Source organism: Halomonas sp. LS-001, assembly GCF_052983955.1.
This window is the reverse complement of sequence record NZ_CM129816.1, coordinates 2,134,950-2,158,442: the sequence shown is the minus strand read 5'-3', so window position 1 is coordinate 2,158,442 and position 23,493 is coordinate 2,134,950. Positions and strand designations below refer to the sequence as shown.

Below are 23,493 nucleotides of genomic sequence, written 5' to 3'. Positions count from 1 at the left end.
GCATGCCAGCGGCTGACGTCAGGCAGGGATGACTGTTGATTATTTTTCATTATCAGGGTTGCGGTTTTTATTAATGGTTTGTTCATTAACGATAATGCCGAGATTCTCGTCCCAGGTAATGCTACTAGAGCGTGTGTTTTCATCTGAGGAGCGTATGTTATTGATTACTTCATTTATCATAGCTTTATTTTCAGCTTGTTGTTTTAAAGCTGGTATTGCAAAGGCTAAAATGATGGCAATTATTACAGCGCCGATCACTAAGTTGTATCTACTGGCATCGTGAACCTTGGCGTTTTCGACTTTTGCACTGGCAACCTTTTGGATGTCAGTCTCAAGCTGTTGTTTGCTTTGGTTGGCTTGGGTTAGGTCGGTGGTATGTACAATACGCTTTACCAGAGCAGGCTGGGCACTGACCGCATGGACGGAAAAGCGGTAATTGCTATTCGTCCAGGCCTGACCCCTTCTGCGTCCTTTGCTCAAGTTAACAATCGCATTGCAGCCCGCATTGCCTGCCTTGATTTTGAGGCGTGCAACCGCTGCCTCCGGGTTTCTGTCTTCCACCGTGATGCGGGGCAGTTTATGGACAACCCGGTTGTCCTTACCGCAGGCCTCGGTTTTGCTCACAATGACTTCATTGCTTTGTGGGGCAACATAACGCTCAGCAGCCTTGCCCGCGATGACGATCTTTTCCGCCGCCATCCCCTTGGGCGTCGGGCACTCATCAAAGGACACGATGCAGCCCGCTTTGATGTTGTTTTTGTCATTGGGGGCCACTTTGGAAATATGAAAAAATACGGACTCCCCGTTTTCACTTTCAATAAACCCAAAGGATTTCTGCGTGGAATAGGATTTGATGGTTCCTGTTGGCATAAAAACACCTCCCTGTGTTTGAAACATATTATATTCAATACAGTTAATTGATAACAATTAGACACAACGCCGTTTCCCGTCAGGGTGCTGGCAGGGCGTTTGCGCCGCTGCCAGCAAGGTGGTGTTAAAGCTGAGACGCCTCCTGCTCGCGGCGCTGGCGCTGTTCCTGCTGAGAGCGCTGGTTGAAGGCGGTGTTGAAGTTATCGCGCAAGTAGGAAAGCGTCAGTTCAAAACTCAAGTGCGGGGCGTCAAGAATGATCTGGGTATCGCCATCGCGAAAAGATGCCTTTTTGTTGCCCACAAAAGGTATCTGCTGGTTAACACGGCGATATTTCTGACCGATGGCTTGGTTCAGATCATCAAAACGATTCTTGTGGAAAGTCGCCAACAGGGCCACCAGCACTTCGTCTTCATCGAAAATAGCGGTTAACTTTTTCAGGCCATTAAAGGCAACCTGATGCGCCGGTATTTCATAGGTGTTGCCATCGCTGTAACGATTAACGCCGGTGTGTTCCACACGGTACTGCGCTTTCATTTCGGCTTCGCTGCTGGCACCCAGCGTCAAGCCAAAGGCGGTTGGGTCGGCCAGGGCGGTATGGCTGAAAACGGCCAGCAATAAGGTCAATAGGGGGCGGGTAAAACGCTGCATAAACATCTCCTTGTTTGTCGTTTCGGTGACATCGCCAATTGTGCCGATGTTGGGCAACAGGGGGGGATTGGAAAATTTTTGTTTACGTCCGATCAAGGGCCATGTCCATAGCCTGATCGTCTGCAACATGGCCCTGTCAGGCAAACAGCCGGTTTTCAATAGTAGGTGATCAGCTGCTGTTCGTTTCTGCATTCGTAGCGCTGGTCGTCGCTATTCACTAAGCATTTTCGGCGATGTGTCCAGTTACCCTGTTCATCTACCCTGTACTGGTCGTATGCGACGTATGTCGGGTGATAGGGGGCGTATAACAGAAAGTAATCAACCAACAGCAGCCCCTCAGGCGAATATTGGTCAATATAGACGCTGCTTTTTTCGCCATCGTCAAACCCCGTCTTGATCTCCTGCTGAAGCTGCCCGTTGGGGTAAAAGCTGTAATCGTACTGGTAAACTGCATCGACGGTTCCCGAAGCGCCAGTGGATAAGTTGATGGTGGGGTAATCCTTGGTTTCCTGGCGGATGATCCTCCCATTCTGGAAATAATTTGCGGGCGAAGGCATACCTAAATCATCCGTTTCATAGGCAGGGTTCGATGAAACACGCATGCCATGCGCGGTTTTCCTGAATATGCGCTGATAGGTGTACTTCTCTCCACTATCGTTAATCTGAACATACGACAAGGCATTATCATGTTCATCGCGACGGTAATAGGTTTTCGATGAATAACCCGATGAGCTGCTACTGTATGTGCGCATAACGGGCACTTTTGCATCGCCTTCGTAATGGCTTTCACTGGTAATGATACCGGTGCCGGAATAAAACTCCCTGCGGGTTTCGCGTCCTTGCTCATCGAGCCAGTAGCGGTATTTGATATAGTTGCCATCGCACGCTTGCTGGCAGTCTGCATAATAATTCAGCGTTTTCACTGGGCCACGGGCCAGGCTATTGTGATCCAGCCGCTCCGGTGCATTGGTCAGCGGGGCGTTCAGTAACGCCGCCGTTGGGTGAGCCGGAGGCAGGTCAGGGTGGTGGCTGGGCAATGCAGCACAGCCGCCAAGGCTTGTTATCAGCAGGGCTGTAAGTGTGAGGGTTGGAAGTCTGAAAGTTGGAAGTGTGACTTTTAGCAAAGCGTGGTTCGGCATAAGGGTTCTTCCTTGATTGTTGAATACAGGTCAGCGTTCGCTACCTTGATCGGCGTTGTTCCTTGCATCGCCAATTGTGCCGCTATTGGGCACCCGAAGGTGATTGGAAAATTTTTCGGCAGAGGGCGCAAGCCTTTGGCCACAAATTTTTCCCCAAAGCAAAAAAAAGCAGAAGATGCTGTCATGTGACGGTGAGTTCGCGCTGGTTAATGGCATAACGCAACGAGCGCAGGCACTTTTCTATTGGATGTTGGGCAAGGATGATTTTGTACCCAACGGCTCGTTACTGATCAACACAGGGAAATAATCATGACCGATTATGTTGTTAGCCGCCATTCAGGCGCTTTGCAATGGCTGGCGCGCCAGGGAATCAAGGTGGATAAACATATCACCCATCTGGATGATGAACCATTAAACCCCGGTGACCGGGTAATCGGCACGCTGCCGCTGCAGTTGGCTTGCCAGGTGTGTGAGCAAGGCGCTGAATACTGGCACCTGAGCCTGGATATCCCCGCCATCTGGCGCGGGCAAGAGCTCAGTGACGAACAGATGGATGCTTGCAACGCCCGGCTGGAAGCCTTTCATGTTCAGCGCCTTGCCAAAAGTAGACTTATGTCGAAAGCCAATTAAACTCTGCTATATCCCGTTGATTGCTAATTTCGGGTATCGTTAAGTAGCGCTACAAACAAAAACGCATACTCGTTCCCAAAGGCTTCGCTATAACGGATGTTGAAGAGAAGCCCAATGACACGGAGGTCATTATGCCCCATGTATTGATTACCCATCTGGGTAAACCACGTCTGCCCCATGGTGTTCAGGATGGCCCCGGCCAGGTTCGCGACTACGTAGATGCAGTGTATGAACTCGATGGCCGCACCTTCGAAACCCCCATGATCGGCTTCGGCCTGATCGACCAGGTCCAGCCTGACCGGGTTGTTATCCTCGGCACCACCGCCAGCGCCTGGTCCTCGGCAGTGGGTGTGTGCATGAACCGTGAAATCTGCCCTGCCGACGACGAAAATGCCTGGGCGCTGATGGATGAACTGCTGGCGCTGGAAAAAGCCGATGCCATGAGTGCTGCGCTTCTGATCAAGCTCAGCACCTTTCTGACGAATTGGCTGAACCTGCCGGTGACCTGCCAGCTTGTGCCCTATGTGGAAGACAACCCCCGCCAGGATACTGCCCGTTACCTCAAGGCGCTGGATGAAGTCATTCATACTCAGGAACGCCTGTCCATCGATGTGACCCACGGCTTGCGTTACCACCCCATGCTGGCACTAGTCGCTGCCCAGTATTTTGCCAGCCTGCGCCAAACCCAGTTGGAAGCCATTTACTACGGGGCGTTTGACCGCATGAAAGAAGGGGTTGCCCCCGTGCTGCGCCTGGATGGCATGCTGGAAGTGCTCAACTGGGTGCAGGCGTTGAACAGCTTCGACAAGGATGGCGATTACGGCGTGTTTTCCGGCCTGTTGGCCCAGGATGGCGTTGCCCAGGAGGTGTGTGAGTCGATCCGTCAGGCCGCCTTTTTCGAGCGGGTCACCAACGCCTCCCAGGCCAAACAGAAGCTGACACCGCTACGCCAATATACCTTTGATGCCGATACCCAGCCGCTGGCGGAACTCTTTTCCCCGGCCTTGATGGAGCGCACCGGGTGGGCCTCGGTTTCCAGCCGTGGCAACGCCGAGCTGCGCCTGGCCGATGAGTATCTTGGCCGGGGAGACTACCTGCGCGCCGTGATCTATGCCCAGGAAGGCTACATTAGTAAGCGTATTGATCTGGAGCGCGGCAACCCGAACGATTTTGATCATCGCGACGAGATTTCCCGGGGAGACGACATCCCCACCGCGTTCAGAACCCTCAAACGGCTTCGCAATGCGCTGGTGCATGGGTTGCGCAACACGGATAAAAAGCTGGCCCGCCAGCAGCAGGATGAAAAAAGCCTGAGAAACACCATCAGGCAGCTGATCAATGAGATCAAGCAGGGTTAATACAGCACAAGTTTTTCCGATCAGTATCGGTAGTCACTATTTGACACAGTGGTTAGCCAGACGCATTTAACCTTTTGGAGGGAACCAACACCATGACCATCAGTGCCTACCTGTTTGAGGTACGCTCGATCCAGCCGTTTTTATTTGCCACTGGCAAGTTGAAGCACATGGTAGCGGGCAGTGAGTTGATTGATTACCTTTGTACTCAGCCGCTGGAACAGGCTTTGGCCGTCTGTGGGCTGGAAGGTTACAGCGACAAGCAACACAGCCCGCGCTGTGCCGGTGGGGCGTTTTATCTGCTGATTGAAGAGCCTGAAAAGGCTCAGCGTTTTCGTCGTCTCTGGTCACTGCTGGTCAACCAGTTGTTACCGGGCGTTGAGCAGGTCGATGCTCTGGTTGAAGCACCCACTGCTCGGGAAGCCATTCGGCAGGGGCTGGAAGCGCTCAAGGTAGCACGTAACCGACCAACGGCCATATTGCCAGCGGCCTCGCCCCTTGCACAGCGCAGCCCACGGACCGGTCAGGCGGCTATCAAGCAGAAAGAAGGAGAAAGCCTTGATGAAGCCACCACGGTCAAACTGAGTTTCAAGCGGCCAGAAGACTCCGTTCCATTGGCTCAGCGGGTTTCCTCTTCTCAGGATGTGCACTGGCCGAACAACTTTGAAAGTGATGCCCCAAAGGAGCAGCGTTTTCCGCTGGGAGACGGGGACAGCATCGCCATGATCCATATTGATGGCAATGGTCTGGGTGAGGTATTGCGTGTCGTTAACGTTGTTGCTGGCCATGCGGATGATCAGGCATACATACAGCTGTACCGCCAGTTTTCCGACGGCCTTGAAGACGCCACCATTGCTGCCTGCAAGCAGGCAACGGACGAAGTTCTGGTGCCGCAGGTCAGCCGCCACGGTGTGATGCCGGCCCGCCCTCTGGTGCTGGGCGGTGATGATGTCACGCTGCTGGTTCGGGCAGATCTGGGATTTGCTTTTACCCAAGCCTTTGTGCGGGCCTTCGAGCAGAAAACTGTCGATTTTCTCAAGGCGCTCAAGGAGCAGGCCAGCCAGATCAATGCCGAGGAAACCAGGGAGTTGCCGAGTCGTCTGACGGCCTGTGCCGGTATTGCCTTTATCAAACCCAGCCAGCCATTTGCCCAATGTTATGAGCTGGCTGAAACCCTGTGTGACCGTGCCAAAAAGCAGTCGCGCAAGGCCCAGGCCGAGCTGGGCCTGAAAAACATTCCCTCAAGCCTGGCGTTTCACCGTGTCTCCGCAAGCCTGATCGAAGAAGCTGACATCCTGTTCGATCGTGAGATGCTGGTGCGTAAATCGGACGAGAAACTGGCCTTAGGGCTGCCCGCCTACAGCCTGGATTCTGAACTGAACACCCCCATGCTGGGCGACTTCAAGCGCCTGCAGGCACTGGCGGGCTGCTTTGGTCAGGACAGGTTAAATGATAAACGCCTGCGTTCACTGGCCACCCTGTTGCATCTGGATAGACACACCGCGCTTAACGACTATCAGCGCTGGCGCAAATTGGCGGGAGATAAAACCAGCACAGCGGCGTTGCTGACAAGCTTTGACGATCACCATCGGGCTTTATTGGGCAGTCTTGGGCAGGATTTACCGACCAGTGAAAATGGCCAGCAGGCACTGCTGGCGGATCTGCTTTGCTATCTGGGCGTGGTGGGTACATCACACACAGCCACAAGTTTACAGGAGGTTGGGCAATGACAGCCTGGCAGTTGACGGTGGAACTTCACCATTACTGGCATGCAGGGAGTGGCAGCAGCAGTGGTACTCACCTGGATGCGTTATGCGAGCGTGACAATCAAGGCCTGCCGTTTATCGCCGGGCGGCACCTGAAAGGTCTGTTACGTCATGCCCTGCAGCGGGCCGAACAGTGGCAATGGTTGGATGATCTACCCTTGCCGGAAGGGCCTCAGCCCAGCTGGGAAGCCATGCTGTTTGGTACACGCAGCCAGGCCGTCCAGCGTTTTCAGACACTGCCTGGCCTGCTGATGATTGACGATGCAAGGCTGCCTGCACCAGAGCGCGCTTGGCTGCATGATAACCCTCTGGCCAAATCGCACCTGTTCGAAGAAATCTACAGCACCGCCATCAATGAAAACGGCACCGCCGTGGCGAAAAGCCTGAGGGGGATGGAAGCCGCCTTGCCGATGATGCTTACGGCTTCTGTCAGTGTCGAACTGACTGCCCTTGAATCAGCTCATCGTCAGCAACAGCAGGCCGCCATGGCGACTGACCTGAGCACCCTGTTAGGGCGCGTCTTGCCCCTGATTGATAGCGTAGGGGGGAATCGCACCCGTGGGTTGGGGGAAGCCGTTCTAAGCCTGTCATCTCACACAGCCGACTCTAAGTTACACACCGCGCAAGGAGGCCAATGATGAGCGGATGGACACAATGCGTCCTCAAGGTGACGCTGGAGCAGGATGTCATTCTGGGAGCGACGGGCGCTACCCTGGGTAATCTGGAAACGCTGGATTACCTGCCCGGCTCTGTCTTTTTAGGCGCCGCCGCCAGCCGCTTGTATAGCGAGTTGACGGACGAGGAAGCCTGGCGGTTATTTCACAGCGGCGCGGTGCGTTTTAACGATGCGTTGCCACTGGCAGGCAGCGAACCCGCCTGGCCGGTGCCTTTGAGTTGGCACCACTACAAAGGGGAAGACTTCAAAAAAGATGCTCCGTACGGTGCGCCTGCCACCCTGAGCGCCAGCAAGATTTTCGATTCTGCGCTGAACACTGACACGGATGGCCAGCGTCAACCCAAACAGTTACGTAAAGGCTATGTGACGCTCTCCGGTGGATATTCTACCAGCAGCAAGCAGTTGCGCATGAAAACCGCGCTGGATGCGGATACTGGCCGAGCTGCCGAGGGGCAATTATTTGGTTATCAATCCCTTGAGGCCGGGCAGGTGTTTGTCTTCATGCTTGAAGCTGCCGTGGCTGATCAGGCGCTGCTGGACAAAGCCGTTGCCAGCCTAACCGGCACCCTGCGCCTGGGGCGTTCGCGTTCAGCGCAATATGGACGGGTACGAGTGGAGCGCCTGGAGTTGGCGGCTGCCACACAGACCCAGCTTCCCACTGCCACGGCGGAAGGCACCACCCTGTCGCTGTGGTTACTGTCTGACTTGGCGCTGGTGGATGAACTCGGCCAACCCACAGTGCAGCCGCACCCCGAGTGTCTGGGGTTGCCAGAAGGGGCAGAGTGGCTGAGTAAAGAAAGCTTTCTGCGTACCCGCCGTTACAGCCCTTATAACGCCTACCGTCGCAGCCATGATGAAGAGCGTCAGGTGATTACGCGGGGTAGCGTGTTGCGCTACCAGTTGCGCAACCCCCTGACAGAGGATCAGTTCACTACTCTGCAACAAGGGCTGGGGGTATATCAGAGTACGGGGTTGGGAAGAGTGGCATTGAACCCCTCTTGGTTGAGCCAGAAGCAGCCCCGTTTTGCTGATGCCAAACCGTTGGCTGGACCCCAGCCCGAACCCGCCGCGATGAAGATGGCGACGCCGGAGACATCCCGCTTGCTGAGGGTCGTTCAGCAACGTGCCCAGGGGAGTGATGCGGATCACGTTGCTGAGAAAGCTCAGGAACTGTTTGCCATGCTAGTGGCGGCAGTGGGAGAGGCCCGTATCTGGCAGGGGATATCGGCCAATCAGCCGGTGCCAGCACCCAATCGCAGCCAGTGGGGCAGAATCAAGACGCTGGCCAATCAATACCGGCATGAACCCACAGCACTTCGTCAGGCGTTTTATCAGAGTAAGCAGGCGATTATTCGCGAGCGTTCCGGCTGGGAGTTGGAACTTGGCCCACGCACAACCCTCGCCAAACGCATCATTCCTGAAATTGACGCGATTAAAGACAGTGACATTGTGGCTATCGTCGGTCGTCTGGCGACCCTGGGCCTCACCCAGCATTGGGAAACAGTAATTCAGGGATCGCCGGATAGCGCATCCGCATCATCACAGCCCACAGCACAATCAGGAGGCGCCGCATGATCGCACAACGGCCCATTTACCATTACGCCCGCCTGGTGCTGGAAGCCACCACGCCCCACGGTGTGCATAGTGGGCGCGGCGATACCACCCATGATGTGCTTTTGGTAAGAGATGCCAACGGCTTGCCCTTCATCCCTGCCACCAGCCTGGCCGGTGTTCTGCGCCATCTATATGCCGCTGAACACGGGGAAACACAGACCAGACAGGTGTTTGGTCATGCAGAGGGGGATGATGGCCAGCCCAGCTGGCTTAATGTAACGGCTGCGCTGGTCAATGACAGCCGCAATCACGCGGAGGAAGGGCTGCGCGACCACCCTCAACAGGATCCTGTGCTGGCATTTTTGCTGGACGATAAGCCGCTGGTACGCCAGCGCGTCAAGCTGGGAATACGTGGAACAGCCGCCGATACCGGTAAGTTCGATGTCACCTTGATACCTGCCGGCACCCGCTACACCACGTTCATTGGCTACTGGGCCAGCGATGCCCCTGAAGAAGCGGCAATATTTGACCGCTTGCTGGCCCTGCTGAACCACCCAGCGTTCAGGCTTGGGCATGGCACACGCAGTGGCAGCGGGGCGTTTCGGGTACAGGCGCTGGAGACCGCCTGCTGGGATCTGCGCACCCCAGAAGGGCGTGAAGGCTACTGCCAGCGGCCACGTAAACGCGCCAGCAACAAGGGGCTGACAGCGGTTAGCTCCAGCAAAGCGGTAATGACGACTACCAGCGTGACGGCCAGTGTAGCGCTGCAAGCCGAGGGCGGCCTGCGTATTGGCGGCGGCGAAGTGTCGTTGTCCGAGCCAGACGCACAAGGCCGCCTGCCGGATCTGTTACCCCAGAGCGAACCGCGTATTGTCTGGAACGGCGATCATGCCAGGGTGAGTGAGCCAGTGCCGGTGATTCCTGGTTCTGCGGTCAAGGGCGCTATCGCCCATCGGCTCGGGTTCCATTACCGGCGGTTAAGCGGCAACCTGCTCGACCCTGCAAATATGTCACCTCCGGCTGACACCCCAGAGCCAGGTACAATAAGCCTGCTGGGAGAGGCCGTTAATGGTGACGAAAATGAAGGTCAGGCAGGCAAGCTGCTGATTGATGATATCTACCTTGAAGCGCCAAAAGTGCTACGCCAGACCCATAACCGTATTGACCGCTTTACCGGTGGGGTGATCAACGGTGCCTTGTTTGAACAGGAGTTGCTGTGGCAGCCGCCGCTGACCTTGAAACTGACCGTGTTGGCCATTGACAGCCTTAATCAGGACCCGGCGCTTTGCCAGGCGCTCAACGCCACCCTGGAAGACCTTGCTAGCGGCGCCTTGCCATTAGGAGCCAATGGAAGCCGTGGGCAGGGCAGCCTGATAGGAACAAACGCGATTCAATGGAGCGATCAGGGCCAGTGGCTGGCTCGCGAAGAGACGCAGGAGGCAAGTGCATGACGCAACGGACAACCACGCTTTCAACCACGCACCAGGACTGGCAGGCACTGACCCAACGCCTTCAAGCGCTTAAACTCGGCTGGCAGCCCCGGGCACTGACGCCCATGGCGGTGGAGATTAACCAGCAAGCCCTGACAGCCGATCAGGCCCGTGCTTTTATGGCCAATGCCTGTGGCGACCGGGGTTGGTGCCAACAGGCGTCAGCCTTGCTTTCACTGCCCGTTGATGCACAGCAAGCCACCCAGCAGTTGCCCCTGCTGGCGGAAGGTGTTCGCTCTGGCCGTAGCTGGAAACTGCGCCACCTGCAGAGGGAGTTCTGGCAGCTGGTAGAGATAGATTTCCGACCAGCGGCCAGCACCGAGGAAGCCACCCACCTGGCAGAAGCTGTGTCGCACCTGTCTCACCAGGCCAAAGACGCCAGCCTGGATTACTTACGGTTATGGTCACTCGAAGGCGACAAACCGGTACTTGAGATGGCGATTCTGGAAACCGTTGCAGGAGGCACACAATGACCGAACTATCCGCACCATATCGATTCGTGCCGCTGTCGCGCTATATCCTGCGCCCGGACTGGGCTGGCCATGTTAGCCATGACCACCCCTTTGCAGACGGCGTATGTGGCGAGTTGGACATCAAACTAACCGCCCACACCCGGTTGTGCGTAGGCGGCCAGCAGCAAGCGCCTGGTGACAACACTCCCGGGTTGGTCAAGTTCTTCCGTACGCCGGATAACCAGTTGGCCATTCCGGGCAGTAGCCTGAAGGGCATGCTGCGTTCTGTGATGGAAATTGCCTGTTTCGGGCATTTTCAGCAGGTGGAAGACCAGCAGCTGGGTGTGCGTGATATTAGTAAAGGCAATAATTTTTACAGTCGAGAAATGATAAAAAAGCCAGTTAATGCGGGTTGGCTTGATTTTGAAGATGGTCAATGGAAAATTACGCCTTGTTCTTATGTTCGAGTACATCAAGAAGAATTGCTGCGATATTTTAAAATAGATGAACAAGACTGGAAGTCTAAAAAGGGGAATACTGTTATAGAGCGCTATCGCTTAATTAAGGGGCAGCGTTTTGTTACTTATGATACAAGGCCTTATGGAAAGAATAAGAAAAAAGAAGCATTCAGAATGGGGTATGGTAATCAAGAAGGATATGTGGTTGTAACAGGTCAGCCCGGCTCGTATTACGATAAAGACGGAGCAAAAAAACGTGAATTTATTTTTCTTAATGAAAGTGTGAAAAAGAAGAAGGTTGTCAATAATTCTGTTATGCAGGGATTTTTAAGTATTCATGAATCCAGTGAAGAATGGGGGTTTTGGAAGTTAAAGCTTTTTAGTAAAAGTAAAAGATTTAAAGGTGTTCCGGTTTTTTATCAACTTGATGATAATAAGGAAGTGGCTTCTTTAGGCTTGTCGAATATGTACAAGCTGCCCTACAAGAACAGCTTGCACGATGCCATTCGGAATACCCAGCCTGGGCATGTTACGGCGGAAAACCCAGACCTGGCCGGGCTGATCTTTGGCTGGATGAACGAAGAAAACGCGAGCCAGAACCTGCGGGGCCGTGTCATGCCCGGCAACCTGCACGCGGAAGGTCTGCCAGCGCTACGCGAGGACGGCCCTGTGGTGTTGAGCAGCCCCAAGCCCACCTTCTACCCGGCCTATATCCACCAGCCTAAACGAGGCAGGGATTACAAAACACTGATGGACAAGGATGCCGAGCTGGCAGGCTGGAAACGCTACCCAGTAAGGCAAGCGGCAGAGGTTCCTGAACTCACCGAGTTGGTCAAGAAAAATAAGAAAGTGCAGACCTACCTGGAGACCGTGCCGCAAGATACCGCGTTTAAGGGCAAACTGCGTTTTCATAACCTTCGCCTGGTGGAATTGGGTGCTCTGCTGTGGTGCCTGGATTTTGGCCAGCGCACACAGTATCGCCATGCCCTGGGGCTGGGCAAGTCAATGGGGTTTGGACAGGTAGCACTGGATATTCAAGCCGCGAGTTTAACGCATAACGACCCCACCCAAAAAGCAGTAGCCAGTGAAGCTTTGCTGCAAGCGGCACGTTCTGCCTTTGAAACTTATATGAATAACGCTTGGCAAAAATTGGCTGATTCAGTTAAGTGTTGGGAGCAAAGCCCGCAGGTGACAAACCTGTTGGCAATGGCAGAGCCGAGTAATGCGCGTGGCCAAAATCTGCAAGCTTACTCGTCACCTCAGCACTTTGTTAAGGCAAAGCAGAAAAAGTTGCGCTTATCCTCTTATCCTGCAGAAATAGTTTCAGGGGATTCTCAGAAATCGGCTGAGGTATCTGTTGAGAGTACGCCTAAATCTGAAAGTCACCCAAATGAGGTTGGTGTTAAGAAAGTTAAAAATGAAAAAAATAATAAAGTTAAAACAACAGATGGAGTTTCAAGAAAAAGTTTGATGAAGGGTAAAGTTAAATGGTTTTCGAAAGAAAAAGGTTTTGGCTTTGTTATTGGTAGTGACAATGTTGAGCGTTTTTTTGGGGTGCGGGATATTCAGGGAGCTGATTTGCCCAACCATGGTGCCACAGTAGAGTTTGAGCCTGCCCAGGGTAATAAAGGCCCAAAGGCCTGCCTTGTCCGCATAAAGCAAAACTCAACACATGATGACCGTTCAGATAGCCGGGTAAGCTGCCAGCACTGTGGGAAAAGAATGGTGCCCCGCATTATCACCGGCCCACCATTGGTACATGCAAAACACGGTTGGACGCCAGTACCCAAAAAATCTATCTGTCCTTTCTGTGCGTCTACTCACGAGAAGTTTCCGGTATCAAGTGGAGAAATCGTGAGTGTTGTTATCTTTGGTCTTGTGGCGCTGTTTGTTTTATCCATGATTTTTGGCGGGGGCCGGTAGTCCGCCAGAAGTCAGGCCCGTTTATTATATTTCCGTCAAATGTAAGAGCCCGTTATCCTTAAAGGATAGACGGGCTCTACTGTTTTCAACACTAACTTATCTTCTGCGGCTCAGGCCGTTTGTAAGCAGAGAGGGGCTCCAGTGATTTGCCAGCCCGCATCACTCGCGTCCACCATAGTAACATCCCCCTGACGCAAATAACCCGATAATCCCGAACGAGTCATCCCTGACTCAGCCTCAGTTCTGTCATTCCTGATTCAGCCACATCTCTGTCATTCCCGAGTGGGGTTATCGGGAATCCAGTTTGACCTTGCTCACCGTAGCCTGAGTGCCTGAATCACAATGGATTCCCGCTAAGGGCATGCGGGAATGACGGGGTGCAGGGCTTGCGGGCCCCGTCTTAATCCCTTTAAAGCAGGGAAGGGTCCGGACGCAAGAGTATGATGAGTGCGAGTGCGAGTGGTATGTCTTAATCCCTTTGAAAGCAGGGAAGGGTCCGGACGCAAGAGTATGATGAGTGCGAGTGCGAGTGGTATGTCTTAATCCCTTTGAAAGCAGGGAAGGGTCCGGACTCATGTCCCTAAGGGGCACAAAAATGAATTTGATGTCTTAATCCCTTTGAAAGCAGGGAAGGGTCCGGACGAAGGAGTAAGACGCATGACCACAATGAACAAGTCTTAATCCCTTTGAAAGCAGGGAAGGGTCCGGACGGATTTTTAATTGTCGGTTGCCAATTCCGGTGGCTGGTCTTAATCCCTTTGAAAGCAGGGAAGGGTCCGGACCATGAACAATGCTTTGTTTGAGAGTGGGTTTTGGTCTTAATCCCTTTGAAAGCAGGGAAGGGTCCGGACTTTTCCTTCACGGATGGCGATGTTCATCTTTTGGTCTTAATCCCTTTGAAAGCAGGGAAGGGTCCGGACCTGATTTCGATACAGATGGCGTTTGTCATCAGGTGTCTTAATCCCTTTGAAAGCAGGGAAGGGTCCGGACTGGTTGACACTCCCATCAAGGAGGCGTCAAAGGGTCTTAATCCCTTTGAAAGCAGGGAAGGGTCCGGACCCTTGGGCAGAAAAAAGGTGTTTTAAATCAGAAGCTTGCAAGCCAAATTTTATGACTGTTTTCGTACATAAAAAGTTGCTACAAAATTCTGAATGTGGTAAGGCGCTTGCTGCTTTACCCACCTTTATTGCTTGCCGCTAATATTGCCTTGGTGGGCTGATAAATGCAACCCGCGCCTGCGCAAAAAGTGCGGGCCAGGCGCGGGGTGGCGGGGTTAGCGGGTTCGGGCCGTGTTTTTTGCTTTGGGTGAGCTTTGGTGGCCGCTGCTATTGCCAGGAAAATGCCCGCGCACCAGTTCCAGCAGGCCTTGGGTAGAGGCGTCGAAGTCGGCGGCGTTGGTGTCGATTCGCTCGCTGATTTCACCGGCAATGCGTTTGCCCAGCTGCACGCCCCACTGGTCAAAGGAGTTGATGTTCCAGATCACACCCTGCACAAACACCTTGTGCTCGTAGAGGGCAATCAGCGCACCGAGGTTTTTCGGCGTTAGCTCGTCCAGCAGCAGGGTGCTGGAAGGCCGGTTACCGGGGCAGCTGTAGGGGTCATGCTGGCTGAGTTCCTTGCTGTCGCCCTGGCTGCCTTCCATAAAGGCGTTGGCCTGGGCGAGCATATTGGTGAGTAGCGCAAAGTGGTGGTCTTCCACGCCGGGTTCGGGCTTGAGTGAGGCAATAAAATCGATCGGAACGTAGCGGGTGCCCTGGTGCAGCAGCTGGAAGAACGCATGCTGGCCGTTAGAGCCGGTCTGGCCCCACACAATCGGGCCGGTTTTGTAGTTGACCGGATGGCCGAAAATATCCACCGATTTGCCGTTGGATTCCATATCCAGCTGTTGCAGGAACGAGGGCAGCTGGTTGAGCGCCTGGTCGTAGGGCACGATGGCTTGGGTTTCGGCACCGATAAAGTTGATGTACCAGATACCGATCAACGCCATCAGCACCGGCATATTCTGCGAGAAGGGCGCTTCGATAAAGTGTCGATCCATCTCATGGGCGCCTTCCAGCAGCTCGATAAAGCCGTCAAAGCCAATCGAAAGCGCAATCGGCAGGCCGATAGATGACCACATGGAATAGCGCCCACCGACCCAAGCCCAGAATTCGAACACGTTCTCTTCACGAATGCCGAACTCCATCGCCGCCTTGCGGTTGGTGGAAGCGGCAATAAAGTGGGCACCCACGTCAGCGTCTTCGCCGGCGTTTTCCAGGAACCAGCGCCGTGCGGTTTTCGCGTTCAGCAGGGTTTCCTGGGTGGAGAAGGTTTTGGTCGACACGATAAACAGGGTGGTGGCGGGGTCAAGCCGCGATAGCACCTTCTGGATATGGGTGCCATCGACGTTGGAAACAAAGTGGAAGTGGAGTTCCGGGTGGCGGTATTTGAGCAATGCGCGCACCGCCATGTTGGGGCCAAGGTCCGAGCCACCAATGCCGATATTGACCACGTCCTTGATGCGCTGGCCGTTATAGCCTTTCCATTCGCCGCTTCTTACCGCTTCCGAAAACTGCTTGATCTGCTCGCGGGTGCGGTTGATTTCTGGCATCACGTCATCGCCGTCAACATGCACCGGCTCATCGCTTAAATTGCGTAACGCAGTATGCAGTACCGGGCGGTTCTCGGTGACGTTGATAATGTCGCCGGAGAACATCTGCGCCCGGCGCTGAACCAGGGCGGAATGGTCGGCCAGCTCCAGCAGCTTATTTAGCACGTCATCCGAGACGTGGTGCTTGGAGTAATCCAGAAACAGGCCGCCCACCCGAAGGCTCATTTTTTCAAAGCGTTGCGCATCCTGGGTGAAGTAATCACGGATGCGGTCGTTGGCGGTTGTGTCGCGCAGGCGTTCGAGTGCCTGCCAGGTAACGCTACGGGTGAGTTGAAACATAGAGTGCTCGCTATTGTTCGATATTGTAGGGTCGACCACCGGATTTATTGGCTACGCGCCTGCGCCCAGGCCGCTGCATCGGGAATCGCCATTTCATAGCGTTCGCTGAGATACGGCGATGACAGCAGAAAGTCCGCGCTGGCGGCATTGCTGGCGATTGGCACATTCCATAACGCGGCCAAGCGCAGCAGGGCTTTGACATCTGGGTCGTGGGGCTGCGGGGCAAACGGATCCCAGAAGAAAATCAGCACATCCAACTGCTGCTCGGCAATACGCGCGCCAATTTGCTGATCACCGCCCAGCGGCCCGCTCATCAACCCCTCGACCTCAAGACCCAGCGCCTTCTTAAGACGCCCGGCGGTGGTGCCGGTGCCAATCAGGGTGTGCTGGCCGAGCGTGTCCTGCCAGCGCGTCGCCCACTCCAGCATTTCGGTTTTTTTGCCGTCGTGGGCAATCAATGCAATGCGTTTGCGGGCTTGCAGGGTGCGAACAGCTTGACGGGGTGGGCGTGCGTCAGTCATGGCAGGGTTCTCTTGGTATTGGGTGCGTTTATTCTGAGTCGACGGCCAGTACTTTCATGGTGTTGGTGCCGCCGTGGGCGTTCATATGGTCGCCACGGGTAAGAATGACATGCTCGCCCGGGCCTGCCAAACCCTGAGCATGCAGCAGTTTCAGGGCTTCTTTATTGAGTTCTTGCGGGTCCATGTCGGTGGTATCGAAAGGAATCGATACGACGCCGCGATACAGTGCCATGCGCCGCTGGGCAATCGGGCTGTGGGCAAGGCCAACAATCGGCAGGCCAGAGCGGATGCGTGAGGCAATCAGCGGCGTGTAGCCTGTCGACGTCATGCAGGCAATGGCACAGACACCGGTCAAGTGGTTGGCGGCGTACATGGCGGAAAGCGCAATGGTTTCATCAATACGCTCAAAGCCTTCATGGATGCGGTGGCCAGATTCCTGGGCAATACGTTCACGCTCGGCGCCCAGGCACACCCGGTCCATCGCCTGAATGGTTTCGACGGGGTAGTCGCCTGCAGCAGTTTCCGCCGAAAGCATGACGGCATCGGTGGCATCCAGTACGGCATTAGCCACGTCGAAAACTTCGGCGCGGGTAGGCAGCGGCGACTCGATCATCGACTCCATCATCTGCGTGGCTGTAATGACCGCGCGGTTAAGGGTGCGGGCATGCTTGATGATACGTTTTTGCGTGCCGATCAGTGCGGCATCGCCAATTTCTACGCCCAGGTCGCCACGCGCTACCATCACCGCTTCAGAGGCTTCAATAATGCCATCCAGGGTTTCATCATTGGCCACTGCTTCGGCGCGCTCAAGCTTGGCCACCAGGCCGATTTCCTTGCCTGCCTCGCCTAGCAGGTCGCGAGCTTCCTGCATATCGGCGGCGCTGCGCGGGAATGACACCGCCAGGTAATCAACGCCGATATCAATCGCGGTTTTCAGGTCTTCTTTATCTTTTTCAGTCAGCGCCGGGGCAGATAGTCCGCCGCCTTGTTTGTTGATGCCCTTGTTATTGGAAAGCTTGCCACCCACGTGAACGCGGGTGTGGACTTCCTGCCCTGTAATAGAGGTCACATCCACGACCAGGCGGCCATCGTCCAGCAGCAGGCGGTCACCCGGCACGACATCGTCAATCAGCGACTTGTAGTCACAGCCAACACGTTCGGCGGTGCCGCTGTTGGCATCCAGTGCCATATCGAGCACAAACGCCTGTCCTGCTTCCAGATGAACGGCGCCTTCGGCAAAACGTGCGATACGAATTTTCGGCCCTTGCAGGTCGCCCAGTGCGGCAACGCTGCGGTTCAGGCGCTGGGCGATTTCGCGAACGTCCTCAAGACGGCGGCGGTGATCATCGGCGGCACCGTGAGAAAAGTTGAGCCGCACAACATCAACGCCCGCTTTTAGCATGGCTTCCAGTACGCCCGGGCGGTCACTGGCGGGGCCAAGTGTTGCGACAATTTTGGTGCGGCGAAGGGGAATAGAGGCGGTTGATGTCGTGTGAGTCATGGAGGTTGCTCCGGTTGGGAATTCAAGTGATTAATTATTGGACTACGATAGCTGTTTTATAGTAATTTTACTACATATTGGAGTATTGGTAAGCTTATAAGGCCATTTTTTAGAGTTAAATTGCTTTTTTGACAATTAAATACGTATTTTTAGTAATTTTTTTACAGAGTACGCCATCCATAACCACTGCATGATTGAGGTAATACCATGACAATAAGAGTTGCCATTAACGGATTTGGACGGATTGGCCGCAACGTACTGCGTGCGCTTTACGAAAACAGCTACCGTGATCGCCTTCAAGTCGTTGCGATCAATGATCTGGGCGACCCTTCGCTTAACTCGCACCTGCTGCGCCATGATACCGTTCATGGCCATTTTGCGTATTCGGTCGAACACGACGCGGAAAGCATTAGCGTCGACGGTGACCGGATTGCGATCTCCTCAGAGCGGGATCCTTCAAAGTTACCCTGGGCATCAATGGACATCGATATCGTCATGGAATGCACCGGCTTGTTCACCAAGCGCGACGCTGCAGCCAAGCATATCGAGGCGGGTGCCAAGCGGGTATTGATCTCGGCCCCAAGCCCTGATGCCGATGCCATGATTGTTTACGGCGTCAATGAAGGATCACTCACCGCTGACCATAAAGTGGTCTCGAATGCCTCTTGCACGACTAACTGCCTGGCACCGGTGGCCAAAGCGCTGAATGACGCGGTGGGCATTGAAAACGGTTTAATGACCACGGTCCATGCTTACACTAACGATCAGAACCTGTCGGATGTCTATCACACTGACCCCTACCGGGCGCGGAGTGCGACACACTCGATGATTCCCACCAAGACGGGTGCTGCGGCTGCCGTTGGCAAGGTGTTGCCCGAGTTGGAAGGTAAATTCGATGGCCTGGCGGTTCGGGTGCCGGTGATCAACGTTTCGTTGGTGGATCTTACCTTCACCGCTGGCCGTGACACTACCGTTGAAGAGATCAATGCGGTTGTTGAAAAAGCGGCGGCGACCTCCTCTGTGTTAGCAGTCAATGCCCAGCCGCTGGTGTCTATTGATTTTAATCATGATGCGCACTCGTCTACCTTTGACGCTAATCACACCCGGGTGAATGGCCGTCTGGTGAAAATTATGGCGTGGTACGACAACGAGTGGGGCTTCTCCAACCGTATGCTGGATACCGCGGAAGCCATGCAGAAAGCGGCCGGTTAAGCGTTATTAAATAACCGCTATTTTGCCTGGGGTGCAGGGACGCGCTCTACGCGTTTTTTCAAACGCTGTTTTTGCAAACGCTGCCCAGTGATGTTGATCAGTAATGGCCATCTGAGGTGATGATCCACACGGCTGGTCACAGTAGAAGGCTTATGGGCAGGTTTCTCCCACTATCAGTTGCGTTTTGAGCAGCTTCGCCTTTTTGGCCAAGCGGCCTAACACAATCTGTGCTGCCACGCGGCCTTTTTCGGCGCTATCCTGGCGCACGGTGGTCAAGCGTGGCGATCTGTATTGCCCCTCTGCAATGCCGTCAAATCCGGTGATTCTCAGTTCTTCAGGGACTTTAATATTCTGCTGCTCTGCCAGCGTCAGGGCTGTGAGCGCAATACGGTCAGACATGCATAAAAGCAGATCGGGGCGCTGATCATCAGGCGCATCGAGAATTTCGGTGACCACGGGTGAGCAGACATCAAAGACGTTTTCCTCGATATTCCAAAGTGGAATCTGTTCGATGTCATAGCCCGCTTCACTCAGCGCTGCATGAAAACCCGCCAGGCGGGCACGGCTGATGGTACTGCTGTTGGGAAGCATGGTGTGTTCCCGCGTCACACGCCCGTTGCAATGCTCTTTGGTAAGGCGAAGGTTGATCACCGCTGGCCGCTTGGGCCGCGTTTTTAACGCGTGCTGGGCAATATGGTAGCTGGCCTCCTGGTCATCAATATGAACCGTTGGGCTGTCTTCGATATCGAAATCTACCGACACCAGTAAGCGTTGTGAAGGCAGTTCATCGAGTAGTCGGTTGTCAGGCATCAGGCCATAAACAATAAAACCATCGGCGATATTGGCCGAGCCCGGGGGGCGGGAGGCGTGGCCACGGCCCGGCAGCAGCAGCATGGTATGGCCATGGGCATCCAGCACTTCGGCAACGCCGGCTAAAAACTCACTTGCGACAGCATCGTTGAGGCTGTAGGTCAGGCTTTCGGCAAGAATCACCGCCACGATGCCGGAACGCCCGGTGCGCAAACTGCGCGCCTTGGCATCCGGGCCGTTGTAGCCCATACGCTTGGCTTCCCTCAATATGCGATCACGCAAGAGGGGGGAAAGCTGGTCGGGGCGATTGAAAGCATTGGATATAGTCGCGGTGGAAACGCCGAGTTCAGCGGCAAGATCCTTAAGGGTCATTCGACGATGAGCGGTCACGGCGTGTCTTCCCTGTCTAATTGTGTAATGTGATTTTATAATGCGTAAATGATTTGAATCACGTGCACAAAAATAACGGCCCTGATGCGATTTGATCAAGGGCCGTTATCCGTTAAGCCAACTCATTTCAGCCAACCTATCTCAGCCAACCTGTCTCAGCCAACCTGTCTCAGCCAACCTGTCTCAGCCAACCTATCTACTAACCATCAAAACTGGCTATTAAGACTGAAACACTGACAATCAAACGTCAGGCGGCACTACGTTTTTCAGACAGGATTAATGCCGCGCCGCTTTCGTCGAATAGGTGGACATGTTCAATGTCAGGCACCAAGGATACTTTCTGGCCTTCTTTCCATTGGCTTGGGGCTTCGCTGCGATGAATCAGCAAGATGTTACCGTCTTTCGGCTCCAGGTAGACATAAACCTCATTCCCCAGATACTCAACATTGAAAATCTCAAAGCAATTATCGTCTGTTGGTGCTTCTAAACGAAGGTGCTCAGGGCGCACACCCATCGTGAGCGGGCTGCCTGTGCGATAAGCATCTGCCGCTTGGGGAAGGGCGATTTCTCCCAATCCTTTTGCCGTCACCCGGCAACCATCCTGTGAACCGCTGATCAGTTCGGCAGGCATGAAGTTCATGGTGGGCGAGCCCATGAAGCCAGCAACAAACTGGGTCGCTGGTCGCTGGTAGAGTTCATGTGGGCTACCCACCTGTTCAATATGACCGCCGTTAAGCACCACAATTTTATCTGCCAGGGTCATGGCTTCGACCTGATCATGGGTCACGTAAATCATGGTAGAGCCCAGACGGTTGTGTAGCCTGGCGATTTCATTACGCATTTGTACCCGCAATGAGGCATCCAGGTTGGAGAGCGGCTCATCAAATAGCAGAATGCGCGGCTCCCTCGCCATGGCACGCCCCATGGCAACCCGCTGGCGCTGGCCACCGGAAAGCTCTTTAGGTTTGCGGTGGAGTAACTCTTCGAGTTGCAGGATGCGAGCCGTGGACATGACGCGGTCGTCGATGGTTTCTTTGGTCTTCTTCGCCAGCTTTAGGCCGAAGGCCATGTTCTCGTAAACCGTCATGTGCGGATAAAGCGCATAAGACTGGAATACCATACCGACACCACGCTCACGCGGGGGTAGCTCATTGACGACATCACCCCCTATTTTAAGGTCGCCTTCGGTGATGGACTCCAGCCCGGCAATCAATCGCAGTAGCGTAGACTTGCCGCAGCCTGAAGGCCCCACAAAGACGACAAATTCGCCGTTGCCAATGTTGAGATCGACATCCTTGATGATGTGATCGCGGCCAAAAACCTTGTTAATTTTTTCAAGCGTGACACTTGCCATGGGTGACTCCTTTCCAGCCGCTCGCACTTAATGATGGCGGCGGCCTTGTTTGGTCGTTAATTGTTTTCACTAACTGTTTTTTACTAACTGCTTTCACTAACGGTTTTCACTAACTGTCGTCATTTAAAGGTGTCACAGGGGCGGCTTTTGCTGCCTGCCTGAGCACCGGTTCACTCTTATACGAAGTAGGCCGCCTGGTAGGCAGGCAGTGTAAGAGACTCCCCATCCAGGTGGGCAGTAAAGCCATGCCCCGTGAGTTCATTCTTGACGGCGACAGGTAAGCGCGTTGTGTGCGACTTGCCGGTCAGGTTGAAAACACACAGTACCGTTTGCTCTGGCGTTTCACGTAGGAAACCCAGCAGGTCTTCACCGACGTCCACCAGAGACATGTCGCCATCAAACAGGGCGGCGTGCTGACGACGGAACGCCAATAGCTGGGCGGTGGCACTGAGTACCGATTGCGGGTCATGCTGTTGATGGCTAATCGCCAGGCCAAGATGGCGTGGGTCGACCGGCAACCAGGGCTCGACAACAGAAAAGCCAGCGTGCAGACCGTTGCTCCAGGGCATGGGCGTACGACACCCATCGCGACCCTTGAATTCCGGCCAGAGCACTTTGCCGTAGGGGTCCTGAATACGCTCGTAAGACACATCCGCTTCCGGTAGTCCCAGCTCTTCACCCTGATAGAGGCAGACGCTACCGCGCAGTGATAGCAGCATAGCCATGGCAACCTTGGGGAAGGCACGGGGATCTTCCTCAGCCCCCCAGCGGGTTGCACTGCGCACCACGTCATGATTAGACGTCGCCCAGCATGGCCAGGCATCGCCCGCCAGTTGCTGGAAGCGGGTGATGACTTCACGCAGGTAGGCGGCTGAATGCGGCTTATTGAGCAGATCGAAGGTATACGCCATATGCAGCTTGTCACCGCCAGCCGTGTACTCAGCCATCCGCTCCAGTGGATTGTCATCACCGATTTCACCGACGGTCGTCGTGCCGGGATATTCATCCATCAGGGCGCGGAGTTCCTTGAGAAAGCCAAGGTTTTCCGGACGGCTGATATCATAGACATGGCGCTGCCAGGTGTACGGGTTGGTTTCTGGTGCCCCGAGGGTTTTGGATTCCCCTGCAGGGACAGGCGGATTGTCACGTAGCTGGGTGTCATGGTGGTAGAAGTTGACGGTGTCCAAGCGGAAGCCGTCCACGCCCATTTCGAGCCAGAAACGCATGTTATCCAACTGTGCCTGACGGGCGTCAGCGTTATGGAAATTGATGTCCGGCTGACTGGTCAGAAAATTATGCAGATAATATTGCTGACGACGCGAATCAAAGGTCCACGCTGGCCCACCAAAAATGGAAAGCCAGTTATTGGGTGGCGTGCCATCCGGTTTTGGATCCGCCCATACAAACCAGTTCGCTTTAGGGTTGTCGCGGTTCTGGCGGCTTTCCTGGAACCAGGGGTGTTGATCTGACGTATGGCTGATGACCTGGTCAATCATCACTTTCAGACCCAGAGAATGGGCCTTTTCCAATAGCGTTTTAAAATCTTCCAGGGTGCCGAACATGGGGTCGACATCACGGTAATTGCTGATGTCGTAACCGAAGTCGAGCATGGGTGACGTGAAGAAAGGGGACAGCCAGATGCCGTCCACGTTCAGTGACGCCACATAATCAAGCTTATTGGTGATGCCATTGAGGTCGCCGATACCGTCACCGCGACTATCCATAAAGCTACGCGGATAGATCTGGTAAATAACACCGCCGCGCCACCAAGAAGTTGTGTCATGCATAAAAGAATCCAGTCAATGAGTAGAAGG

At 54.5% G+C, this 23,493-nt stretch carries 18 protein-coding genes and 1 CRISPR repeat array; of the genes, 9 read left to right on the top strand and 9 right to left on the bottom strand.

Annotated features, from left to right (window positions below):
- Positions 1 to 39: 39 nt before the first annotated feature.
- From ACU6TU_RS09760 to ACU6TU_RS09750, 3 genes are all read right to left on the bottom strand, one after another.
- The gene (locus ACU6TU_RS09760) at positions 40 to 870 is read right to left on the bottom strand and encodes a cold-shock protein (RefSeq protein ID WP_447141250.1); all 831 of its coding nucleotides are present in this window, start codon (positions 868 to 870) and stop codon (positions 40 to 42) included.
- A gap of 124 nt (positions 871 to 994) precedes the next feature.
- The gene (locus tag ACU6TU_RS09755) at positions 995 to 1,519 is read right to left on the bottom strand and encodes a hypothetical protein (RefSeq protein ID WP_447141249.1); all 525 of its coding nucleotides are present in this window, start codon (positions 1,517 to 1,519) and stop codon (positions 995 to 997) included.
- Between the two features lie 155 nt (positions 1,520 to 1,674).
- A complete protein-coding gene (locus ACU6TU_RS09750) occupies positions 1,675 to 2,658 on the bottom strand; it encodes a hypothetical protein (protein WP_447141248.1) in 984 nt (327 codons plus the stop codon).
- A gap of 309 nt (positions 2,659 to 2,967) precedes the next feature.
- Here ACU6TU_RS09750 and csx16 point away from each other — a divergent pair, with 309 nt between their 5' ends.
- The 8 genes from csx16 to ACU6TU_RS09710 all read left to right on the top strand — a co-directional run bounded on the left by csx16 (position 2,968) and on the right by ACU6TU_RS09710 (position 12,962).
- On the top strand, positions 2,968 to 3,288 hold the full coding sequence (csx16, locus tag ACU6TU_RS09745; RefSeq protein ID WP_447141247.1) for a CRISPR-associated protein Csx16: 321 nt from the start codon (positions 2,968 to 2,970) through the stop codon (positions 3,286 to 3,288).
- Between the two features lie 131 nt (positions 3,289 to 3,419).
- Positions 3,420 to 4,646, top strand: a complete 1,227-nt coding sequence (gene csx2, locus ACU6TU_RS09740) for a TIGR02221 family CRISPR-associated protein (protein ID WP_447141246.1) — start codon at positions 3,420 to 3,422, stop codon at positions 4,644 to 4,646.
- 92 nt (positions 4,647 to 4,738) lie between these two features.
- Positions 4,739 to 6,373 carry a Cas10/Cmr2 second palm domain-containing protein gene (locus ACU6TU_RS09735; RefSeq protein ID WP_447141245.1) on the top strand — a complete coding sequence of 545 codons (1,635 nt, stop codon included), beginning with the start codon at positions 4,739 to 4,741 and terminating at the stop codon, positions 6,371 to 6,373.
- Positions 6,370 to 7,047 (top strand): RAMP superfamily CRISPR-associated protein, encoded by a 678-nt coding sequence (locus tag ACU6TU_RS09730; protein ID WP_447141244.1) that lies wholly within the window; start codon positions 6,370 to 6,372, stop codon positions 7,045 to 7,047. The genes ACU6TU_RS09735 and ACU6TU_RS09730 overlap by 4 nt, the downstream gene beginning before the upstream one ends.
- Entirely contained in the window at positions 7,047 to 8,660 is a 1,614-nt protein-coding gene (locus tag ACU6TU_RS09725) for a type III-B CRISPR module-associated Cmr3 family protein (protein WP_447141243.1), read from the top strand. The genes ACU6TU_RS09730 and ACU6TU_RS09725 overlap by 1 nt, the downstream gene beginning before the upstream one ends.
- Complete coding sequence (locus ACU6TU_RS09720) at positions 8,657 to 10,090, top strand: RAMP superfamily CRISPR-associated protein (protein WP_447141242.1); 1,434 nt, start codon at positions 8,657 to 8,659, stop codon at positions 10,088 to 10,090. Before ACU6TU_RS09725 ends, ACU6TU_RS09720 begins: the two co-directional genes overlap by 4 nt.
- Positions 10,087 to 10,602 (top strand): hypothetical protein, encoded by a 516-nt coding sequence (locus ACU6TU_RS09715; protein ID WP_447141241.1) that lies wholly within the window; start codon positions 10,087 to 10,089, stop codon positions 10,600 to 10,602. The genes ACU6TU_RS09720 and ACU6TU_RS09715 overlap by 4 nt, the downstream gene beginning before the upstream one ends.
- Positions 10,599 to 12,962, top strand: coding sequence for a TIGR03986 family type III CRISPR-associated RAMP protein (locus ACU6TU_RS09710; RefSeq protein WP_447141240.1), 2,364 nt, complete (start codon positions 10,599 to 10,601; stop codon positions 12,960 to 12,962). Before ACU6TU_RS09715 ends, ACU6TU_RS09710 begins: the two co-directional genes overlap by 4 nt.
- 466 nt (positions 12,963 to 13,428) lie before the next feature.
- Positions 13,429 to 14,021: a CRISPR direct-repeat array (repeat unit 36 nt; unit sequence GTCTTAATCCCTTTGAAAGCAGGGAAGGGTCCGGAC).
- Between the two features lie 214 nt (positions 14,022 to 14,235).
- Here the strand turns inward: ACU6TU_RS09710 and pgi are convergent.
- From pgi to pyk, 3 genes are read right to left on the bottom strand one after another with little or no spacing between them, the layout of a single operon-like run.
- Positions 14,236 to 15,891, bottom strand: coding sequence for a glucose-6-phosphate isomerase (pgi, locus tag ACU6TU_RS09705; protein ID WP_447141239.1), 1,656 nt, complete (start codon positions 15,889 to 15,891; stop codon positions 14,236 to 14,238).
- 44 nt (positions 15,892 to 15,935) lie between these two features.
- On the bottom strand, positions 15,936 to 16,412 hold the full coding sequence (locus ACU6TU_RS09700) for a methylglyoxal synthase (RefSeq protein WP_447141238.1): 477 nt from the start codon (positions 16,410 to 16,412) through the stop codon (positions 15,936 to 15,938).
- A 28-nt stretch (positions 16,413 to 16,440) separates the two neighbouring features.
- Positions 16,441 to 17,913: a pyruvate kinase gene (pyk, locus tag ACU6TU_RS09695; protein WP_447141237.1), complete on the bottom strand. Its 1,473-nt coding sequence runs from the start codon at positions 17,911 to 17,913 to the stop codon at positions 16,441 to 16,443.
- Positions 17,914 to 18,120: 207 nt separating this feature from the next.
- On the opposite strand from pyk, the gene gap reads away from it, so the two are divergent.
- The gene (gene gap, locus ACU6TU_RS09690) at positions 18,121 to 19,125 is read left to right on the top strand and encodes a type I glyceraldehyde-3-phosphate dehydrogenase (protein ID WP_447141236.1); all 1,005 of its coding nucleotides are present in this window, start codon (positions 18,121 to 18,123) and stop codon (positions 19,123 to 19,125) included.
- Between the two features lie 150 nt (positions 19,126 to 19,275).
- Here the strand turns inward: gap and ACU6TU_RS09685 are convergent, their stop codons facing one another.
- The 3 genes from ACU6TU_RS09685 to ACU6TU_RS09675 all read right to left on the bottom strand — a co-directional run bounded on the left by ACU6TU_RS09685 (position 19,276) and on the right by ACU6TU_RS09675 (position 23,466).
- On the bottom strand, positions 19,276 to 20,325 hold the full coding sequence (locus tag ACU6TU_RS09685) for a LacI family DNA-binding transcriptional regulator (protein WP_447141235.1): 1,050 nt from the start codon (positions 20,323 to 20,325) through the stop codon (positions 19,276 to 19,278).
- 247 nt (positions 20,326 to 20,572) lie between these two features.
- A complete protein-coding gene (locus ACU6TU_RS09680) occupies positions 20,573 to 21,679 on the bottom strand; it encodes an ABC transporter ATP-binding protein (RefSeq protein ID WP_447141234.1) in 1,107 nt (368 codons plus the stop codon).
- Positions 21,680 to 21,855: 176 nt separating this feature from the next.
- Positions 21,856 to 23,466, bottom strand: a complete 1,611-nt coding sequence (locus tag ACU6TU_RS09675; RefSeq protein ID WP_447141233.1) for an alpha-glucosidase family protein — start codon at positions 23,464 to 23,466, stop codon at positions 21,856 to 21,858.
- Between the last annotated feature and the right edge of the window lie 27 nt (positions 23,467 to 23,493).

What these genes read in the sequence shown, in the direction of transcription:
- ACU6TU_RS09680 (WP_447141234.1), bottom strand. Translation starts at nt 21,679, where the DNA reads ATGGCAAGTGTCACGCTTGAAAAAATTAACAAGGTTTTTGGCCGCGAT.
- ACU6TU_RS09730 (WP_447141244.1), top strand. Translation starts at nt 6,370, where the DNA reads ATGACAGCCTGGCAGTTGACGGTGGAACTTCACCATTACTGGCATGCA.
- ACU6TU_RS09750 (WP_447141248.1), bottom strand. Translation starts at nt 2,658, where the DNA reads ATGCCGAACCACGCTTTGCTAAAAGTCACACTTCCAACTTTCAGACTT.
- ACU6TU_RS09715 (WP_447141241.1), top strand. Translation starts at nt 10,087, where the DNA reads ATGACGCAACGGACAACCACGCTTTCAACCACGCACCAGGACTGGCAG.
- ACU6TU_RS09735 (WP_447141245.1), top strand. Translation starts at nt 4,739, where the DNA reads ATGACCATCAGTGCCTACCTGTTTGAGGTACGCTCGATCCAGCCGTTT.
- ACU6TU_RS09755 (WP_447141249.1), bottom strand. Translation starts at nt 1,519, where the DNA reads ATGCAGCGTTTTACCCGCCCCCTATTGACCTTATTGCTGGCCGTTTTC.
- ACU6TU_RS09720 (WP_447141242.1), top strand. Translation starts at nt 8,657, where the DNA reads ATGATCGCACAACGGCCCATTTACCATTACGCCCGCCTGGTGCTGGAA.
- ACU6TU_RS09725 (WP_447141243.1), top strand. Translation starts at nt 7,047, where the DNA reads ATGAGCGGATGGACACAATGCGTCCTCAAGGTGACGCTGGAGCAGGAT.
- gap (WP_447141236.1), top strand. Translation starts at nt 18,121, where the DNA reads ATGACAATAAGAGTTGCCATTAACGGATTTGGACGGATTGGCCGCAAC.
- ACU6TU_RS09710 (WP_447141240.1), top strand. Translation starts at nt 10,599, where the DNA reads ATGACCGAACTATCCGCACCATATCGATTCGTGCCGCTGTCGCGCTAT.
- ACU6TU_RS09675 (WP_447141233.1), bottom strand. Translation starts at nt 23,466, where the DNA reads ATGCATGACACAACTTCTTGGTGGCGCGGCGGTGTTATTTACCAGATC.
- ACU6TU_RS09700 (WP_447141238.1), bottom strand. Translation starts at nt 16,412, where the DNA reads ATGACTGACGCACGCCCACCCCGTCAAGCTGTTCGCACCCTGCAAGCC.
- pyk (WP_447141237.1), bottom strand. Translation starts at nt 17,913, where the DNA reads ATGACTCACACGACATCAACCGCCTCTATTCCCCTTCGCCGCACCAAA.
- csx16 (WP_447141247.1), top strand. Translation starts at nt 2,968, where the DNA reads ATGACCGATTATGTTGTTAGCCGCCATTCAGGCGCTTTGCAATGGCTG.
- pgi (WP_447141239.1), bottom strand. Translation starts at nt 15,891, where the DNA reads ATGTTTCAACTCACCCGTAGCGTTACCTGGCAGGCACTCGAACGCCTG.
- ACU6TU_RS09760 (WP_447141250.1), bottom strand. Translation starts at nt 870, where the DNA reads ATGCCAACAGGAACCATCAAATCCTATTCCACGCAGAAATCCTTTGGG.
- csx2 (WP_447141246.1), top strand. Translation starts at nt 3,420, where the DNA reads ATGCCCCATGTATTGATTACCCATCTGGGTAAACCACGTCTGCCCCAT.